Origin of the sequence: Kitasatospora sp. NPDC090091 (assembly GCF_044747365.1) — a bacterium.
In the GTDB taxonomy this organism is placed as follows: domain Bacteria; phylum Actinomycetota; class Actinomycetes; order Streptomycetales; family Streptomycetaceae; genus Kitasatospora.
The window spans coordinates 195,446-212,058 of record NZ_JBIVDY010000001.1 but is presented as its reverse complement, the minus strand read 5'-3'; the positions used below and the strand labels follow the sequence as shown (position 1 = coordinate 212,058).

Sequence of the window (16,613 nt, the reverse complement as noted above, 5' to 3'; positions counted from 1 at the left end):
CCCCGCAGCGGCCGGCTCAGCCCGCGCGCCGGCCCCGGTCGACCTGCACCGCCGCGACGCAGCGGCCGCCCTCGTTGCGGTAGGTCCACGCCGCGCCGTCCGTGACCAGCTCGCGGACGGCGGTGAGGAACCGCTCGACGTGCTCGTCCGGGGTTCCGGCGCCGAAGCTGACCCGGATCGCGTTCAGGCTCCGCTCGCCCGGCAGCGACGGCTCGGGGGCACCGCACTCCGACGGTGCCACGTCCTCGTCACCGAGCAGCGTGCGCACCAGCGGGTGCGCACAGAAGAGGCCGTCGCGCACCCCGATGCCGTACTCGGCGGAGAGCGCGGCCGAGAAGTGCGAGCTGTTCCAGCCCTCCACCACGAAGGAGAGGACGCCCACCCGCGCGGAGCCGGCGCCGAACAGGTTCAGCACCTTCACCTGCGGGATCTCGGCCAGGCCGGCCGTGAGCCGGGCGACCAGCTGCTGCTCGCGGGCCTCCAGCGCGTCCCAGCCGGCCTCGGTGAGCGCCCGGCAGGCCGAGGCGATCGCGTAGGCGCCGATCACGTTCGGCGAGCCGGCCTCGTGCCGGGCCGGGCCGGTGTGCCACTGCACGGCGACCGAACCGTCCGCCTCCCGGGCGACCGTCCGGGTCGCGCCGCCGCCGGCCAGGTAGGGGTCGGCCGCGTCCAGCCAGTCGGCGCGGCCGGCCAGCACCCCGGCGCCGAACGGCGCGTAGATCTTGTGGCCGGAGAAGGCGATCCAGTCCACGTCCAGCTCCCGGACCGAGACCCGGTGGTGCGGGGCGAGCTGGGCGGCGTCCAGCACCACCCGGGCGCCGTGCCGATGGGCGGTCCGGGTCAGTTCGGCGACCGGCCAGAGCTCGCCGGTGACGTTGGAGGCCCCGGTGACGCAGAGCAGCTTGGGCCCCTCGGGCGCCGCGGCCAGCGCGGCGTCCAGGGCGGCGACCGCCTCGGCCCGCGAGCGCGGGGCGCGCAGGTAGGTGACGGCCAGCCCGGCGTGGGCCCAGGGCAGCAGTGAGGCGTGGTGCTCGGTCTCGAAGGCGAAGACCCGGGTGCCCGCCGGGACGGCGCCGGCCAGCAGGTTGAGCGAGTCGGTGGTGGCCCGGGTGAAGACCACCTGGTCGCCCTCGCGCAGGTCCAGGAACCCGGCGACGGTGCGGCGGCTCTGCTCGAACAGGTCGGTGGAGAGCTGGGAGAGGTAGCCGGCGCCGCGGTGCACGCTGCCGTAGTACGGGGCGTAGGCGGCGACGTCGTCCCAGACCCGCTGCAGCGCCGGGGAGCTGGCGGCGTAGTCGAGCGCGGCGTACTCGACCTTCGCACCGTCGGCGAGCGGGACCTGCACGTCGCGGCCGAGGACGGCGAGCGGGGCACGGACTTCGGTGGGGAGCAGGGACACGGGTGCACTCCTTCACGGGGTGAGGACCCCGGGGTGCATGTCGTCCGGCGTCCGCGCTTGCCCCGCGGGCGGATCGCCACGGGGCCCGGTCCTCACCCAGGGCACCCCGCCACGGACGGAGGGTTGCCGGACAGCAAGCTGGGGCTTCGCGCTGTCACTCATGACCTGGCCAAGACTCTAGGTCGCGCCCGCCGGGGTGGTCAAACAGCGTTCCGCCATCCGGACAGCACGAGGGGCCCGCGGGAACGCCTCCCCGCGGGCCCCAACTGCCTTCTCACGCCTTGCTGGTGGCCTCCGCCCAGCGCTTCAGCAGATCCTGTGCGGCGCCGGAGTCGATCGCCCGGGCGGCCCGCGCCATGCCCGCCGCGAGCTGGTCGGCGAGCGGCGCGTCGGTGAGGTCCAGCGCCACCAGGGCCGAGGCCGTGTTCAGCAGGACGGCGTCCCGCACCGGCCCCTGCTCACCCGCCAGCAGCCGGCGGGCCACGTCCGCGTTGTACGCCGGGTCGCCGCCGCGCAGCGCCTCGATGCCGACCGGCTCGATGCCGACCGTGCGCGGGTCGAAGGTGGTCTCGGTGACCTCGCCGTCGCGGACGACCCAGACCCGCGAGGTGGTGGTAATGGTCAGCTCGTCCAGGCCGTCGTCGCCGCGGAAGACCAGCGCGCGGGCGCCGCGCCCGGCCAGCACGCCGGCGATCAGCCCGGCCAGCCGGGTGTCGAAGCAGCCGACCGCGTGCGCGGTCACCCGCGCCGGGTTGGTCAGCGGGCCGAGGATGTTGAACGCGGTCGGGACGCCGAGGTCGCGCCGGGCGGTCGCGGCGTGCCGCATCGACGGGTGGAAGCGCGCCGCGGAGCAGAAGGTGAGGCCGACCTCCTCGGCCACCTCGGCCACCCGCCGGGCGGACAGGTCGAGGCTGATGCCGAGCTTCTCCAGGACGTCCGAGGAGCCGCTGGCGGAGCTCGCCGCCCGGTTGCCGTGCTTGACCACCTTCGCGCCGGCCGCGGCGGCCACGATCGCGGACATGGTGGAGATGTTCACCGTCTTGGCCCGGTCGCCGCCGGTGCCCACGATGTCCACGGCCGGGCCGGGGATGGAGAGGGGCTCGGCGTGCGCGTACATCGCGTCCACCAGGCCGGTGACCTCTTCCACCGTCTCGCCCTTGGAGCGGAGCGCCACCATGAAGCCGGCCACCTGGGCCGGGGAGGCCTCGCCGCTCATGATCCGGTCCATCGCCCAGGAGGAGGCGGAGCGGTCGAGGTCCTCGCCCCTCAGCAGTGCCGACAGGACGTCGGGCCAGGTGCGGACCACCTGCACGGGGTCGTTGCCGCCGTTCGCAGGGTTCACGTTCACCATGGCTGACTCCAGCTGTTGTCGGTTCCCGGAAGGGATGTCCGTACGGATGGAGCCAGCCTATCGAGCGGCGGGACGCCGAGGTCCCGCCGCCGGACTTCTTCTCTCGTACTGAGACGGCGCCCGCGGGGCGCGCGCCGGACCGGACCTAGGCGGGCGTCCGCTTCGCCACCCGGGCCCGGAGCAGCGTGGCGGCGGCCTCCGCGAGCGCCACCGGGTCCACCGGCCGGGAGATCGCGGCGTCGGCCCGGCTCCAGGCGGCCAGCCAGGTGTCCTGCGGCCGGCCGATCAGCACCAGCACCGGCGGGCAGCCGTAGATCTCGTCCTTCAGCTGCCGCGCGAGCCCCAGCCCGCCGACCGGCACCGCCTCGCCGTCCAGCACGCAGAGGTCGACGCCCCCCTTCTCCAGTGCCTTCAGAACCGCGGGGTGCGTCGCGCACTCCAGGTACTCCAGCTCCGGAAGGTCCTCGGCGGGCCGGCGGCCGAGGGCCGTCAGCACCTGCTCGCGGGTGTTGCGGTCGTGGCTGTAGACGAGGACGGTCAGCGTCTCGTCGGACTTGTACGCCATGGGCCCTGCTCCCTCACGTGTGATCCGGACCACGTTCACCTCACTCCGGATGCTACTCCCGATCACCCTCCGCCGAGGCCGTCCCGCACGATCCCCTCAAGCCGCCGCGCCCCCGGCTCACCCTCCCGGAGGACGGCCCGTCACCCCCGCGCACGCAGTCCACCCGTACGGCCGACCGCGGGTCCGCTCCCCTTACTTCCCGGGCCCACCGCAGCGGTGCAGCGACACGCCGGGCAAGGGGGTCGAAGGGGCCTGCGAAGAACCGTCAGAAAAGGGACACGCCGCTGCTCAGTCCCTGTCCGGACGCCCCGTCCGGCGCCACCGGGGCATACCGCACGCACCGGACACTCCGAGGGAGACCCCCCGGCGTGAAGACGGAATAAGGGACCGACATAATGTCCGTCGTGGCGACAGCAACAGCAGTAGAAACCGGGCACGCGCACGGATCGGTCAACCGGCCGAACATGGTCAGCGTCGGAACGATCGTCTGGCTCAGTTCCGAGTTGATGTTCTTCGCGGCCCTCTTCGCGATGTACTTCACGCTCCGCTCCGTCAAGGGAGCCGAGTTCTGGACCGAGAAGGCGCACGCCCTCAACGTGCCCTTCTCCTCGGTCAACACCACGATCCTGGTGCTCTCCTCGCTGACCTGCCAGCTCGGCGTCTTCGCTGCCGAGCGCGGGGACGTGAAGAAGCTCCGCTCGTGGTTCGTCATCACCTTCGTGATGGGCGCGATCTTCATCGGCGGCCAGGTCTTCGAGTACACCGAGCTGGTCAAGAAGGACGGTCTCTCGCTGTCCTCCGACCCGTACGGCACGGTGTTCTACCTGACCACCGGCTTCCACGGTCTGCACGTGACGGGTGGTCTGATCGCCTTCCTGCTGGTCCTGGGACGGACGTACGCAGCCAAGCGGTTCACGCACGAGCAGGCCACCGCCGCCATCGTGGTGTCGTACTACTGGCACTTCGTCGACGTCGTGTGGATCGGCCTGTTCGCGACCATCTACCTGATCAAGTAACCAGCTGATCAGGTCGCTGGCCACCGGCGCACGGCCCCGCCCTCACCGGCGACGGGCCGCTTCGTCCGGTGCCGACGCTCCCACCGACCGACCGCGCGCGCAGCCCTAGAGAGGCAGCCTCGTGCCGGCCAGACCGGCCGCCGGGTGCACCCACCAGTCGACCAGATCCTGACACCGGGGTTATTCCGTGAAAAAGCTCTCCGCACGACGGCGCCACCCATTGGCGGCGCTGGTCGTCCTACTTCTCGCCCTGGCGGCAACCGGGGGGCTGTACGCCGCGTTCGCGCCCGCCGACAAGGCGCAGGCCGACGTCGCCGCGCAGTCGCTCGCGATCGATGAGGGCAAGAAGCTCTTCGCCGTGGGCTGCTCCTCCTGCCACGGCCTGAACGGCCAGGGCAGCAGCGACGGTCCCAGCCTGGTCGGCGTCGGCTCCGCCGCGGTCGACTTCCAGGTCGGCACCGGTCGCATGCCGGCCCAGCAGCCCGGCGCCCAGGTGCCGCGCAAGAAGACCATCTACTCGCAGGCGGAGATCGACCAGCTCGCCGCCTTCGTGTCCTCGCTCGGCCCCGGCCCGGTGACGCCGACCGAGGAGCAGTTCACCTCGACCAACCCCGAGGACATCTCCAAGGGTGGCGAGCTGTTCCGCACCAACTGCGCCCAGTGCCACAACTTCGCCGGCCAGGGCGGTGCCCTGACCAAGGGCAAGTACGCCCCGTCGCTGGAGGGCGTGGACGCCAAGCACATCTACGAGGCCATGCAGACCGGCCCGCAGAACATGCCGTCGTTCCCGGACACCACCATGCCCGAGGAGCAGAAGAAGCAGATCGTGGCCTTCGTCCGCCACACCACCAACGATGAGCCGAACCCCGGTGGTCTCACGCTCGGCAGCCTCGGTCCGGTGACCGAGGGCCTGTTCGGCTGGATCTTCGGTCTCGGAACGCTCATCGCGGTCGCGATCTGGGTCGCCGCCCACACCACCAAGGCCAAGAAGTCATGAGCCACGACATGTCAGAAGAGAAGCTCCCGGAGTCGCACGGCTCCGCCGGGCACCACGAGGTGGCCGCCCACGGCGACCCGTTCGCCGACCCGGGCCTGCCGGCCCACGAACCGCGTCGCACCGACATCGACGAGCGGGCCGCCAAGCGGGCCGAGCGCCAGGTCTCGCTGATGTTCGTGGTCTCGATGCTCGCCACCATCGGCTTCATCGCGTCGTTCGTCGCCATCGACCCGGACAAGATCATCTACGTCTGGCCGCTGGGCCACATCAGCGAGATGAACTTCGCCCTGGGCATGACCCTCGGCCTGGCCCTGTTCATGATCGGCGCGGGCGCGGTCCACTGGGCCCGCACCCTGATGTCGGACCACGAGCTGCCGGCCGAGCGTCACCCGATCGAGGCCGACGACGAGCTCCGTGCCGACGTCATCGAGCAGTTCAGGACCGGTGCCGCGGAGTCCGGCTTCGGCCGCCGCAAGATGATCCGCAACACCCTCATCGGTTCGATGGCGCTGGTGCCGCTGTCCGGTGTGGTGCTCCTGCGCGACCTGGGCCCGCTGCCCGAGGACAAGCTGGAGCACACCGGCTGGCGCGAGGCCACCGAGGCCAAGCCGCTGCAGCTCATCAACATGAACACCAACCTGCCGATGAAGGCCGAGGACATCATCGTCGGGTCGCTGACCTTCGCGATGCCCGAGGGCCTGCACGTCCACGACGAGGACTTCCAGCAGCAGATCGCCAAGGACGCCCTGATGCTGGTGCGCATCGCGCCGGACGACATCAAGGACGACAAGTCCCGGGACCTGGGCTTCGAGGGCATCCTCGCCTACTCGAAGATCTGCACCCACGTCGGCTGCCCGATCAGCCTCTACGAGCAGCAGACCCACCACGCGCTCTGCCCCTGCCACCAGTCGACCTTCGACCTGGCGGACGGCGCGCGCGTCATCTTCGGCCCGGCCGGCCACCCGCTGCCGCAGCTGAAGATCACCACTGACGAGAAGGGCTTCCTGGTCGCCACCGGCGACTTCGACGAGCCCGTCGGCCCGAGCTACTGGGAGCGTGCTCGATGAGTAGCGCGAGCAGCACCACCTCCGGTGCCGCCAAGCCCGCCAGCACGCGTGCCAATCCCGCCAACAAGTGGGAAGCCGCTGCTGACTGGACGGACGGCCGGCTGGGGATCTACTCCCTCGCCAAGGCCAACCTGCGCAAGATCTTCCCGGACCACTGGTCCTTCATGCTGGGCGAGATCTGCCTCTACACCTTCGTCATCATCATCATGACCGGCGTCTACCTGACGCTGTTCTTCAAGCCCTCCATGGGCGAGGTGATCTACGACGGGTCGTACGTCCCGCTCAAGGGCATCCAGATGTCCGAGGCGTACGCGTCGACCGTCGACATCAGCTTCGAGGTCCGCGGCGGTCTGCTGATCCGCCAGATCCACCACTGGGCCGCCCTGGTCTTCGTGGCCGCGATGCTCGTGCACATGATGCGCGTGTTCTTCACCGGCGCGTTCCGCAAGCCGCGTGAGATCAACTGGGTCTTCGGCTTCCTGCTGCTGGTCCTGGGCATGTTCGACGGCTTCTTCGGCTACTCGCTGCCCGACGACCTGCTCTCCGGCACCGGTATCCGGTTCATGGAGGGCGCCGTCCTGGCGACCCCGCTGGTCGGCACCTACATCCAGATGTTCCTGTTCGGGGGCGAGTTCCCCGGCCACGACATCGTGCCGCGGTTCTTCACCATCCACGTGCTGCTGATCCCCGGCATCATGCTGGGCCTGCTGGTGGCCCACCTGATCCTGGTCTTCTACCACAAGCACACCCAGTGGGCGGGCCCGGGCAAGACCGAGAAGAACGTCGTCGGCATGCCGCTGATGCCGGTCTACATGGCCAAGGCCGGTGGCTTCTTCTTCCTGGTGTTCGGTCTGATCGCGGCCGTCTCGGCGATCGCCTCGATCAACCCGATCTGGGCGTACGGCCCGTACCGTCCGGACCAGGTGTCCACCGACGCCCAGCCCGACTGGTACATGGGCTTCTCCGAGGGCCTGATCCGCGTCATGCCGGGCTGGGAGATCGGCCTGTGGGGCCACACCCTCAACCTGGGTGTCTTCATCCCGCTGATGGTCGTCTTCCCGCTGGTGCTGGTCTCGATCGCGGTCTACCCGTTCATCGAGGGCTGGATCACCGGTGACAAGCGCGAGCACCACATCCTGGACCGCCCGCGCAACGCCCCGGTCCGCACCGCGCTCGGCGCCGCCTGGATCAGCCTGTACCTGGTCCTGCTGGTCGCCGGTGGCAACGACCTCTTCGCCACCCACCTGCACCTGTCGCTCAACGACGTGACGTACTTCGTCCGTGTGGGCTTCTTCGTGGTGCCGGTCCTCACCTTCATCATCACCAAGCGCTGGTGCCTCGGCCTCCAGCGCCGGGACAAGGAGAAGGTGCTGCACGGCCGCGAGACCGGCGTCATCAAGCGCCTGCCGCACGGCGAGTTCGTCGAGGTCCACGCGCAGCTGCCGCAGACCGACCTGTACAAGCTCACCGCGCACGAGCAGATCCAGCCGGTCGAGCTGCCGGCCCAGACGGACGAGAACGGCGTGGCCCGCCGCGCCGGCGTCATCACCCGTACCCGGGCCAAGCTCTCCCGCGGCTTCTACGGCGAGGGCAGCCAGATCCCCAAGCCCACCTCCGAGGAGCACCACGAGATCACCAGCGGCCACGGCCACCACTGATCCCGTCGCACCCCGCGCCACACCCGAGGGCCGCCGACCAGAACTCTTCTGGTCGGCGGCCCTCGGGCTTTTCCGTCCCGCCACCCTTCGTCAGGAGCCATCGTGGAGCTGTCCGTCGACCCCGCCGCCGCCACTCCCCCGTTCGAGCAGATCCGGTCGCAGATCGCCGACCGGGCCCGCAGCGGCGAGCTGCCGACCGGGCTGCGGCTGCCCACCGTGCGGGCGCTGGCCGAGCAGCTCGGGGTGGCGGCCGGGACGGTGGCACGGGCCTACCGCGAGCTGGAGGCGGACGGCGTGGTGGAGACGCACGGGCGGCGCGGGACGCTGATCGCGGCGACCGGGGACACCGGACACCGGCTGGCCGCCGCGGCCGCCGCCGAGTACGCCGAGCGGGCCCGGCGCCTCGGGGTGCCACTGACCGACGCTCTGGCGGCCGTGCAGACCGCGCTGCAGCTGGCCTACGGGGAGCCGGGCCGGGAGGGCTGACGGACGACGGGGGCCGACGGGCCGGGCACACGGGCCGGGCGGGCTCACGGCCCGGGAGGGCCGGGCCCGCCCGGGCCGGGGCGCTCAGACCTCCGGGCGGATCATCCCGGCGGCGGGGGCCCGGGAGGCCGGCGGGGTGGTGTTGACGCTCTGCCCGAGGGCGCTGTGCTTGACCCAGTCGGTCCAGGACACGTTCCAGTCGCCGAAGCCGTTGCCGAACGGCTCCATGCCCGGGCCTTGGCTGTTGACCACCGTGACCAGGTCGCCGATCCGGGTGTTGTCGTAGAACCACTTGGCGTTCTCGGTGCTCATGCCGGTACAGCCGTGGCTGACGTTCGCCACGCCCTGCGAGCTCACCGACCAGGGCGCCGCGTGCACGTACTCGCCGCTCCAGGTCACCCGGGTGGCCCACTCCACGTTCAGGTCGTAGGACTCCGAACTGCCGGCGGCTATGCCGATCGTCTCGCCGCTCATCCGCACCTGGCGCTCCTGGCCGAGCACCACCTTGACGCCGTTGCGGGTGTCGAAGCCGGGCTTGCCGGTGGTCACCGGGATCGTCCGGACCACCTCGCCGTTGCGCTTCAGGGTGAGCTCGTGGGTGGCGGCGTCCACCACCGACTCCACCCGCTCCCCGATCCGCAGCGCCAGGGCCGCGCGGTCGCCGCCGTAGAGGCCGTCCGCGATCCGGCTGCCGGTGCCCTCGTAGACCAGGCTGACGGTGGTGCCGACGGGCCAGTACTCCTGCGGGCGGAAGTGCAGGTTCTTGTCGTCCACCCAGTACCAGCCGCCGGTGACGGCCGGCTGCGAGGTGACCGTCAGGGCGTGCTCGACCTCCTGACGGGCCTGCGGGTCCTTGACCGCCTCGGAGAGCTGGACGGTGAGCGGCTGGCCGACGCCGTAGAGGCCGGTGCCGGAGGAGTCCGGGCCGAGCTTGGCCGTCAGCAGGCGCTGCGCCGCCTGGGTGGAGAAGGCCGAGGTGGTCTCACCGCGGCCGCCCTTGCCGTCGTCCGCGGCGATCCGGACGGTGTAGTCCGTGGCCGCCTTCAGCCGCCCGGTGGTCTGCCAGCTGCGCTGGTCCTCCGAGAGCGTCCCGGCCACCACCCGGCCGTCCGGGCCGACCACGGTGACGTCGGTGAGCCGGCTGCCGGGCACGGCGGTCACCGTGACGGGCTGGGACGGGTCCACCTTGCCCTCGGCCGAGACGTGGACGAGCGGGGCCGCGTCGACCTTGTGGACGGCGCCGGCGGAGTCGTCCCCGTCGCCGGACGTGCAGGCGGCCAGCGGGACCAGCACTGCGAGGGCCAGCGAGATGCTGCCTATACCTGCGATTCCGCGCCTGTCGGCCATGACCGCCTCCGAGGGTTCGCACGATTGATCAGATCGTAGGAACGGTGGGCGGCGGAGCGACATCCGGGGGAAGCGCCGTTGGGCCGGCGGAGTGAGGGCCTCACTCCGGGGACGCAACAGGGCCGGGCACCCCGTGCGGGATGCCCGGCCCTGTGCGAGGGACGGAACCTACTGGTTCTGGTTCTCGCCCCGGTAGAACTCGAAGACCCAGCCGAACAGGCCGACCAGGATGATCGGGATCGACCAGTACAGCAGCCACCAACCGAAGATCACGCCCATGAAGGCGAGCGCGCCACCGATCGCGAGCGAGAGCGGCTGCCAGCTGTGCGGGGCGAAGAAGCCCAGCTCGCCGGAGTCGTCCGCGACCTCCGCCTCGGGGTTGTCACCCGCGCCGCTGTCCACCCGGCGGGCGGTGAAGGCGAGGTAGTACCCGATGAAGGCACAGAGGGCGAACGCCAGGAAGAGCGCCGTGGTACCGGCAGCCTCGACACCGAGGTCCGAGTTGTTGGTCCACAGGCCGTAGGTGATCGCCATCGCGAGGACGAAGACCGCCAGGCCGAGGAAGATCTTTCCCTGTTCCTTCATCAGGCGTCGCCCTCCTTCTTGCCCTTGCCCAGCTGCGGGTTGTCGTACTTCGCCGGGGTCACACCGGCGAGGTGCTTGGCCGGCTCACCGTGGTTCTCCAGGTAGTCCAGCGCGGCGATCTCCGGGTGGTGGAGGTCGAAGGCCGGGGATTCGGAGCGGATCCGCGGGAGGGTGAGGAAGTTGTGCCGCGGCGGCGGGCAGGAGGTCGCCCACTCCAGCGAGCGGCCGTAGCCCCACGGGTCGTCGACCTCGATCTTCTCGCCGTACTTGGCGGTCTTCCAGACGTTGTAGAGGAACGGCAGGATCGACAGACCGAGCAGGAACGAGCCGATGGTCGAGACGGTGTTCAGGGTGGTGAAACCGTCCGAGGCGAGGTAGTCGGCGTAGCGGCGGGGCATGCCCTCCGCGCCGAGCCAGTGCTGCACCAGGAAGGTCGCGTGGAAGCCGATGAACAGCGTCCAGAAGGTGATCCGGCCGAGGCGCTCGTCGAGCATCTTGCCGGTCATCTTCGGCCACCAGAAGTGGAAGCCGGCGAACATCGCGAAGACGACGGTGCCGAAGACCACGTAGTGGAAGTGGGCGACGACGAAGTACGAGTCCGAGACGTGGAAGTCGATCGGCGGGGAGGCGAGCAGAACACCCGTCAGACCACCGAAGAGGAAGGTCACCAGGAAGCCGACCGTCCAGAGCATCGGGGTCTCGAAGCTCAGCGAGCCCTTCCACATGGTGCCGACCCAGTTGAAGAACTTCACACCGGTCGGGACCGCGATCAGGAAGGTCATGAAGGAGAAGAACGGGAGCAGCACCTGGCCGGTGACGTACATGTGGTGCGCCCACACCGTCACGGACAGACCGGCGATCGCGATGGTGGCCGCGATCAGGCCGGAGTAGCCGAACATCGGCTTGCGGCTGAAGACCGGGATGATCTCCGACACGATGCCGAAGAACGGCAGCGCGATGATGTACACCTCGGGGTGGCCGAAGAACCAGAAGAGGTGCTGCCAGAGCAGCGCTCCACCGTTGGCCGGATCGAAGACGTGTGCCCCGAATTTGCGGTCCGCCTCCAGGGCGAACAGCGCGGCGGCCAGCACCGGGAAGGCCAGCAGGACCAGCACGGCGGTCAGCAGGACGTTCCAGACGAAGATCGACATCCGGAACATCGTCATGCCGGGCGCGCGCATGCAGATGATCGTGGTGATGAAGTTGACCGCACCGAGGATCGTGCCGAAGCCGGAGAAGGCCAGACCCATGATCCACATGTCGGCGCCGACACCCGGCGAGCGGACGGCGTCCGACAGCGGGGAGTAGGCGAACCAGCCGAAGTCGGCCGCACCCTGCGGGGTGACGAAGCCGGCCACCGCGATGGTCGAGCCGAACAGGTACAGCCAGAACGCGAACATGTTCAGACGCGGGAACGCCACGTCCGGGGCGCCGATCTGGAGCGGCATGATCCAGTTCGCGAAGCCGGCGAAGAGCGGCGTCGCGAACATCAGCAGCATGATCGTGCCGTGCATCGTGAACGCCTGGTTGAACTGCTCGTTCGACAGGATCTGGGTCCCGGGACGAGCGAGCTCGGCGCGCATGACCAGCGCGAGGATGCCACCGATCAGGAAGAAGGCGAACGACGTGCCCAGGTACAGGGTGCCGATCGTCTTGTGGTCGGTGGTGGTCAGCCACTTGATGATGGTGGAACCCGGCTTGCGGGTCCGCTGCGCCCCGACCGTGACGGCCCCGGCGCCCCCGCCGGCCGCGGCGGGCTCGTTGAGGATGGTCACTTCTCTTCACTTCCCATGGTCGTGATGCCGGAGGGCACCGCGCCGGTCTGGCCCTTGGCCCGCAGCTCCGCCAGGTGCTTGTCGTAGTCGGCGCGGTCGACGACCTTGACGTTGAACAGCATGCGCGAGTGGTCGGTGCCGCAGAGCTCGGCGCACTTGCCCATGTACTCGCCCTTGACGTTCGGGGTGACCTCGAACTGGTTCACCACGCCCGGGACGACGTCCATCTTCATCAGGAAGTTGACGGGCCAGAAGTCGTGGATGACGTCCCGGGAGGTCAGGACGAACTTCACCGACTCGTTGACCGGCAGGTACAGGGTCGGCACCTCGGCCGGCGTGCCCACGTCGTAGGCGGCGTCCTTGTTGGCCGGGTCGGGCGTCTCGGTGTTCTCGTAGTTGAACGCCCAGCTCCACTGGAAGCCGACCACGTTGACCGTGTGCTGCGGCTTGGCGGAGATCGCGGTCAGCCTCGTCTCGTCGCGGGCGACGAAGTAGAAGAGGACCGAGACGATGATGATGGGGACCGCGGTGTAAAGCGCCTCGATGGGCACGTTGTACCGGGTCTGCGGGGGGATCTCCACGCCGGAGCGGCTGCGCCGGTGGAAGATCACGCTCCAGAGGATCAGACCCCACATCAGTGCGCCGACCACCAGTGCCGCGATCCAGGACCCCTGCCACATGTGGAGGACCAGCGGCCCTTCCTCGGTGACGGGGCTTGGCATGCCAAGCCTGGGGAGGTCGTTGGCCGAGCAGCCGGTGGCGGTCGCGATGACGAGGCCCAGTGCCAGCGCCTGAGGCAGCTTCCGCCGCATCGTGCGCCGCGGCGAGCGGTCGGAGCCGTTGGGACTCACGTAGCGCCTTCCCGAAGTCTCGCCCGCCTTCGCGTCGCCCCGGAGAGGAGTGGACCTCCCCGGCGACCCGTCCACGGGCACGGTTTGAATGCTTATGCGGGCCAAACCCTACTCCAGCCTTATGCGCTGCTGACGGGCAGGTCCCGGTAACGCGCCGCCCGGTCGCCCGATCAGGCCCGGCAAGGGCTGCGCCGCAGGTCATCGCAGGCATTCGAGGCCCGTACGCCCGATCGGGGGATGACCTCGGACAACGTGGGTGACGGTCCGTCGGGTGCGGACGAATCGGACATTCGGGTTGATCGACTGACGGCCGGTGAGCGGAGCGGCCGGACCGGAATGCCCCCGGGAGTGTCGTTAAATGTGACCGTGTACTTCGATGTGGCCTCCACCGCACCGCTCCACCCCGTCGCGCGGCAGGCGCTGACCGCCGCCCTGGACGAGGGCTGGGCCGACCCGGCCCGGCTCTACCGCTCCGGCCGGCAGGCCCGGATGCTGCTGGACGCCGCCCGGGAGACCGTCGCCGAGGTGCTCGGCGCCCGGGCCGACGAGATCTCCTTCACCGCCAGCGGGACCCAGGCCGTGCAGCTCGGGATGCTCGGCGCGCTGGCCGGCAACCGGCGCCGCGGCTCCCACCTGGTGCACTCCGCGGTCGAGCACTCCGGCGTGCTGCACACCGCCGAGCGGTGGGCGTCCCCCCGGCCGGAGGCCGGCGGAGAAGCGGCCGCCGGCTCGGTGACGGTCGTCCCGGTGGACCGGTACGGGCGGGTCTCCCCCGAGGACTTCGCGGCCGCACTGCGGCCGGACACCGCGCTCGCCGTGCTGCAGTCCGCCAACCACGAGGTGGGCACGGTCCAGCCGGTGGCCGAGGTCGCCGAGCGCTGCGGCGACGTTCCGCTGCTGGTGGACGCGGCGCAGAGCGCCGGTCGCGTGGACGTCCCGGCCGGCTGGTCGCTGCTGGCGGCGAGCGCGCACAAGTGGGGCGGGCCGGCCGGGGTCGGCGTCCTGGCGGTGCGCAAGGGCGTCCGCTACGCCTCGCCGCTGCCGGCCGACGAGCGCGAGCGCGGCCGGGTGCCGGGGTACGTCAACGTCCCCGCGATCGTGGCCGCGGCCGCCTCGCTGCGGGCCGTGCGGGCCGAGGCCGAGCGGGAGAACGCCCGGCTGCACGCCCTGGTCGAGCGGATCCGGGCGGCGGTGCCGCGGCTGGTGCCCGAGGTGGAGGTGGTCGGCGACCCGGTGCGGCGGCTGCCGCACCTCGTCACCTTCTCCTGCCTGTACGTGGACGGCGAGGTGCTGCTGACCGAGCTGGACCGGGCCGGCTTCGCCGTCTCCTCGGGCTCCTCCTGCACCTCGTCCACCCTGACGCCGAGCCACGTCCTGGCGGCGATGGGCGTGCTCACCGAGGGGAACGTCCGGGTGTCGCTGCCGTTCGGGGCGGCGGAGGAGGACGTCGAGCGGTTCCTGGCCGTACTTCCCGGCCTGGTGGCCGGGGTCCGCGCCCCGCTCGGGCTGGACCTGCCCGCGCCGGCGGGCGCCGGGGCTGCCGGGGCGGCGGCTTCGGAGGCCGCGCAGACGCCCGGACCGGCCGCCGGTCTGGTGATCGACGCGCTCGGCAAGCGGTGCCCGCTGCCGGTGATCGAGCTGGCCAAGCGGATCGGCGACGTCCCCCCGGGCGGCACCGTCGCGGTGCTGGCCGACGACGAGGCGGCCCGGCTGGACATCCCGGCCTGGTGCGGGATGCGCGGCCAGGAGTACGTGGGCGAGGCCCCGGCCGCCGACTACGGCGCCGACCGGGGCGCGGCCTATCTGGTCCGGCGGACCGTTTGACCGGCCCGCCCGGGCGGATCACCCGGGCGGGCCGGACCGGCCGGACCACCTGACCAGGCGGGCCTACTTGACCAGGTGGGCCCGGATCTCGGCGGCGGCGTCGGCGCCGTAGGCGGCCTCGAAGCGCTTCAGGAAGGCCGACGGGCGCAGCTCGTACTCCTGGGTGCCGACGGTCTCGATCACCAGGGTGGCGAGCATGCAGCCGAGCTGGGCCGCCCGCTCCAGCTCCAACTCCCAGGAGAGGCCCGCCAGGAAGCCGGCCCGGAAGGCGTCGCCGACGCCGGTCGGGTCGGTCTTGCTCTCCTCGGGGGCGCAGCCGACCAGCACCGGCGGCTCGCCCTTGCGGTCGATCCGGACGCCCTTGCTGCCGAGGGTGGTGATCCGGGTGCCGACCCGGGTGAGGATCTCCTCGGCGTCCCAGCCGGTCTTGGTCTCGATCAGCGCGGCCTCGTACTCGTTGGTGAACAGGTACGCGGCGCCGTCGACGATCTCCCGGATGTCGTCGCCGTCCAGGCGGGCCAGCTGCTGGGACGGGTCGGCGGCGAAGGCGTAGCCGCGGGTACGGCACTCCTGGGTGTGGCGGACCATGGCCTGCGGGTCGTCCGCGCCGATCAGCACGAGGTCCAGGCCGCCGACGCGGTCGGTGATCGGCTTGAGCTCGATGTTGCGGGCCTCCGCCATGGCGCCGGTGTAGAACGACGCGATCTGGTTGTGGTCCTCGTCCGTGGTGCACATGAAGCGGGCGGTGTGCCGGGTCTCGGAGATGTGGACGGACTGGCAGTCCACGTTGTTGCGCTCCAGCCAGCTGCGGTACTCCGAGAAGTCCGCGCCGGCCGCACCGACCAGGATCGGGCGCAGTCCGAGGACGCCCATGCCGAACGCGATGTTCGGCGCGACACCGCCGCGGCGGATGTCCAGGGTGTCGACCAGGAAGGACAGCGACACGGTGTGCAGCTGCTCTGCGACGAGCTGGTCGGCGAACCGGCCGGGGAACGTCATCAGGTGGTCGGTGGCGATCGAGCCGGCGACGGCGATACGCACGGGAGGTCTCCTCAGGATGGCGGCATGGCCACGGAAAGCAGGGGGCGAACCCACCCACGGTACCCGGGACGGGGCACACGACGGCAATACCGCCGCAGCTGGCACCCGCCGCCCTCGAACGTGTACTACCCCCGGGTAGCTCTGGTGGGGGCCGGGAGGTCGGCCTAGGGTCGCTGGCAGGGGCCGGTCCGGTCCCGACCGAGCCGCGGCAGCGCCGCCGCGGCACCGTGGATCGGAGCTATGGCCGATGATGCCCAGTCACCACCCGATGCGTGTTCCGGCCGCCCTGCGGGGCGACGCCGACGGCGAGACCCTGGACGCGCTGGTGGACTCCTCCCGGCAGCTGCGGCGCTTCTGGCCGCTGCTGGCGACCGGCCCCGAGCCCAGCGCCCCCGCGCCGGCCGGCTTCCGCGTCCCCTCCGGGGCGCAGCGCCTGGTCGCGGGCATGGCCGAGTACGGGATGTAGGCCGGTCCCCCGGGCCGGTCCCCCGGGGCGCCGGGGGGTTCGGCGGGTCGCAGGGGGTTCGGCGGGGGCCTCGGTGGCCTCGGCGAAGGCTCGGCGATGGTCGGGCGGGACGCATTGGGAACCGGATCCGTCCGGGCCACGTCACATCCGCGCGGTGCGGCCGCCGAGGCGGCGCCGCTGAGCCC

The 16,613-nt window shown here is 71.1% G+C and carries 15 protein-coding genes and 1 riboswitch; of the genes, 7 read left to right on the top strand and 8 right to left on the bottom strand.

Going from position 1 to position 16,613, the window contains the following annotated elements; all coding sequences use genetic code 11:
• Positions 1 to 16: 16 nt before the first annotated feature.
• The 3 genes from ACIPSC_RS00945 to ACIPSC_RS00935 all read right to left on the bottom strand — a co-directional run bounded on the left by ACIPSC_RS00945 (position 17) and on the right by ACIPSC_RS00935 (position 3,315).
• Complete coding sequence (locus ACIPSC_RS00945; protein ID WP_400822029.1) at positions 17 to 1,399, bottom strand: aminotransferase class V-fold PLP-dependent enzyme; 1,383 nt, start codon at positions 1,397 to 1,399, stop codon at positions 17 to 19.
• A 48-nt stretch (positions 1,400 to 1,447) separates the two neighbouring features.
• A riboswitch (SAM riboswitch) is annotated at positions 1,448 to 1,565 on the bottom strand.
• A gap of 108 nt (positions 1,566 to 1,673) precedes the next feature.
• Positions 1,674 to 2,750, bottom strand: a complete 1,077-nt coding sequence (gene trpD / locus ACIPSC_RS00940) for an anthranilate phosphoribosyltransferase (protein ID WP_400822027.1) — start codon at positions 2,748 to 2,750, stop codon at positions 1,674 to 1,676.
• A 145-nt stretch (positions 2,751 to 2,895) separates the two neighbouring features.
• Entirely contained in the window at positions 2,896 to 3,315 is a 420-nt protein-coding gene (locus ACIPSC_RS00935; RefSeq protein ID WP_400822025.1) for a hypothetical protein, read from the bottom strand.
• A gap of 395 nt (positions 3,316 to 3,710) precedes the next feature.
• Between ACIPSC_RS00935 and ACIPSC_RS00930 the strand changes: the two genes are divergently transcribed.
• The 5 genes from ACIPSC_RS00930 (at position 3,711) to ACIPSC_RS00910 (ending at position 8,539) form a co-directional block, all read left to right on the top strand.
• Positions 3,711 to 4,331 carry a heme-copper oxidase subunit III gene (locus tag ACIPSC_RS00930; protein ID WP_238740439.1) on the top strand — a complete coding sequence of 207 codons (621 nt, stop codon included), beginning with the start codon at positions 3,711 to 3,713 and terminating at the stop codon, positions 4,329 to 4,331.
• Positions 4,332 to 4,518: 187 nt separating this feature from the next.
• Positions 4,519 to 5,328: a c-type cytochrome gene (locus ACIPSC_RS00925; protein ID WP_395296494.1), complete on the top strand. Its 810-nt coding sequence runs from the start codon at positions 4,519 to 4,521 to the stop codon at positions 5,326 to 5,328.
• 8 nt (positions 5,329 to 5,336) lie between these two features.
• A complete protein-coding gene (locus ACIPSC_RS00920; RefSeq protein ID WP_400822024.1) occupies positions 5,337 to 6,395 on the top strand; it encodes a Rieske 2Fe-2S domain-containing protein in 1,059 nt (352 codons plus the stop codon).
• Positions 6,392 to 8,053, top strand: coding sequence for a cytochrome bc complex cytochrome b subunit (locus tag ACIPSC_RS00915; RefSeq protein ID WP_400822023.1), 1,662 nt, complete (start codon positions 6,392 to 6,394; stop codon positions 8,051 to 8,053). Before ACIPSC_RS00920 ends, ACIPSC_RS00915 begins: the two co-directional genes overlap by 4 nt.
• Positions 8,054 to 8,155: 102 nt before the next feature.
• Positions 8,156 to 8,539: a GntR family transcriptional regulator gene (locus ACIPSC_RS00910; protein ID WP_400822021.1), complete on the top strand. Its 384-nt coding sequence runs from the start codon at positions 8,156 to 8,158 to the stop codon at positions 8,537 to 8,539.
• An 84-nt stretch (positions 8,540 to 8,623) separates the two neighbouring features.
• Here the strand turns inward: ACIPSC_RS00910 and ACIPSC_RS00905 are convergent, their stop codons facing one another.
• The 4 genes from ACIPSC_RS00905 to coxB form a co-directional block, all read right to left on the bottom strand.
• Positions 8,624 to 9,886, bottom strand: coding sequence for an Ig-like domain-containing protein (locus ACIPSC_RS00905; RefSeq protein ID WP_400822020.1), 1,263 nt, complete (start codon positions 9,884 to 9,886; stop codon positions 8,624 to 8,626).
• A gap of 168 nt (positions 9,887 to 10,054) precedes the next feature.
• Complete coding sequence (locus ACIPSC_RS00900; protein ID WP_400822018.1) at positions 10,055 to 10,471, bottom strand: cytochrome c oxidase subunit 4; 417 nt, start codon at positions 10,469 to 10,471, stop codon at positions 10,055 to 10,057.
• Positions 10,471 to 12,246: a cytochrome c oxidase subunit I gene (gene ctaD / locus ACIPSC_RS00895; protein WP_400822017.1), complete on the bottom strand. Its 1,776-nt coding sequence runs from the start codon at positions 12,244 to 12,246 to the stop codon at positions 10,471 to 10,473. Before ctaD ends, ACIPSC_RS00900 begins: the two co-directional genes overlap by 1 nt.
• Entirely contained in the window at positions 12,243 to 13,097 is an 855-nt protein-coding gene (coxB, locus tag ACIPSC_RS00890; protein ID WP_400822016.1) for a cytochrome c oxidase subunit II, read from the bottom strand. Before coxB ends, ctaD begins: the two co-directional genes overlap by 4 nt.
• A 336-nt stretch (positions 13,098 to 13,433) precedes the next feature.
• Between coxB and ACIPSC_RS00885 the strand changes: the two genes are divergently transcribed.
• A complete protein-coding gene (locus ACIPSC_RS00885) occupies positions 13,434 to 14,921 on the top strand; it encodes a cysteine desulfurase/sulfurtransferase TusA family protein (protein ID WP_400822471.1) in 1,488 nt (495 codons plus the stop codon).
• Between the two features lie 63 nt (positions 14,922 to 14,984).
• On the opposite strand, the gene ACIPSC_RS00880 is transcribed toward ACIPSC_RS00885, so the two are convergent.
• A complete protein-coding gene (locus tag ACIPSC_RS00880; RefSeq protein ID WP_400822015.1) occupies positions 14,985 to 15,962 on the bottom strand; it encodes a carbohydrate kinase family protein in 978 nt (325 codons plus the stop codon).
• A 247-nt stretch (positions 15,963 to 16,209) separates the two neighbouring features.
• Between ACIPSC_RS00880 and ACIPSC_RS00875 the strand changes: the two genes are divergently transcribed.
• Positions 16,210 to 16,428: a hypothetical protein gene (locus tag ACIPSC_RS00875; protein WP_395296485.1), complete on the top strand. Its 219-nt coding sequence runs from the start codon at positions 16,210 to 16,212 to the stop codon at positions 16,426 to 16,428.
• Positions 16,429 to 16,613 lie beyond the last annotated feature (185 nt).

Excerpts from the sequence above, each read along its gene's own strand:
- trpD (WP_400822027.1), bottom strand. The coding sequence starts at position 2,750 with ATGGTGAACGTGAACCCTGCGAACGGCGGCAACGACCCCGTGCAGGTG.
- ACIPSC_RS00935 (WP_400822025.1), bottom strand. The coding sequence starts at position 3,315 with ATGGCGTACAAGTCCGACGAGACGCTGACCGTCCTCGTCTACAGCCAC.
- ACIPSC_RS00930 (WP_238740439.1), top strand. The coding sequence starts at position 3,711 with ATGTCCGTCGTGGCGACAGCAACAGCAGTAGAAACCGGGCACGCGCAC.
- ACIPSC_RS00920 (WP_400822024.1), top strand. The coding sequence starts at position 5,337 with ATGTCAGAAGAGAAGCTCCCGGAGTCGCACGGCTCCGCCGGGCACCAC.
- ACIPSC_RS00915 (WP_400822023.1), top strand. The coding sequence starts at position 6,392 with ATGAGTAGCGCGAGCAGCACCACCTCCGGTGCCGCCAAGCCCGCCAGC.
- ACIPSC_RS00905 (WP_400822020.1), bottom strand. The coding sequence starts at position 9,886 with ATGGCCGACAGGCGCGGAATCGCAGGTATAGGCAGCATCTCGCTGGCC.
- ACIPSC_RS00900 (WP_400822018.1), bottom strand. The coding sequence starts at position 10,471 with ATGAAGGAACAGGGAAAGATCTTCCTCGGCCTGGCGGTCTTCGTCCTC.
- ACIPSC_RS00885 (WP_400822471.1), top strand. The coding sequence starts at position 13,434 with ATGCCCCCGGGAGTGTCGTTAAATGTGACCGTGTACTTCGATGTGGCC.
- ACIPSC_RS00875 (WP_395296485.1), top strand. The coding sequence starts at position 16,210 with ATGATGCCCAGTCACCACCCGATGCGTGTTCCGGCCGCCCTGCGGGGC.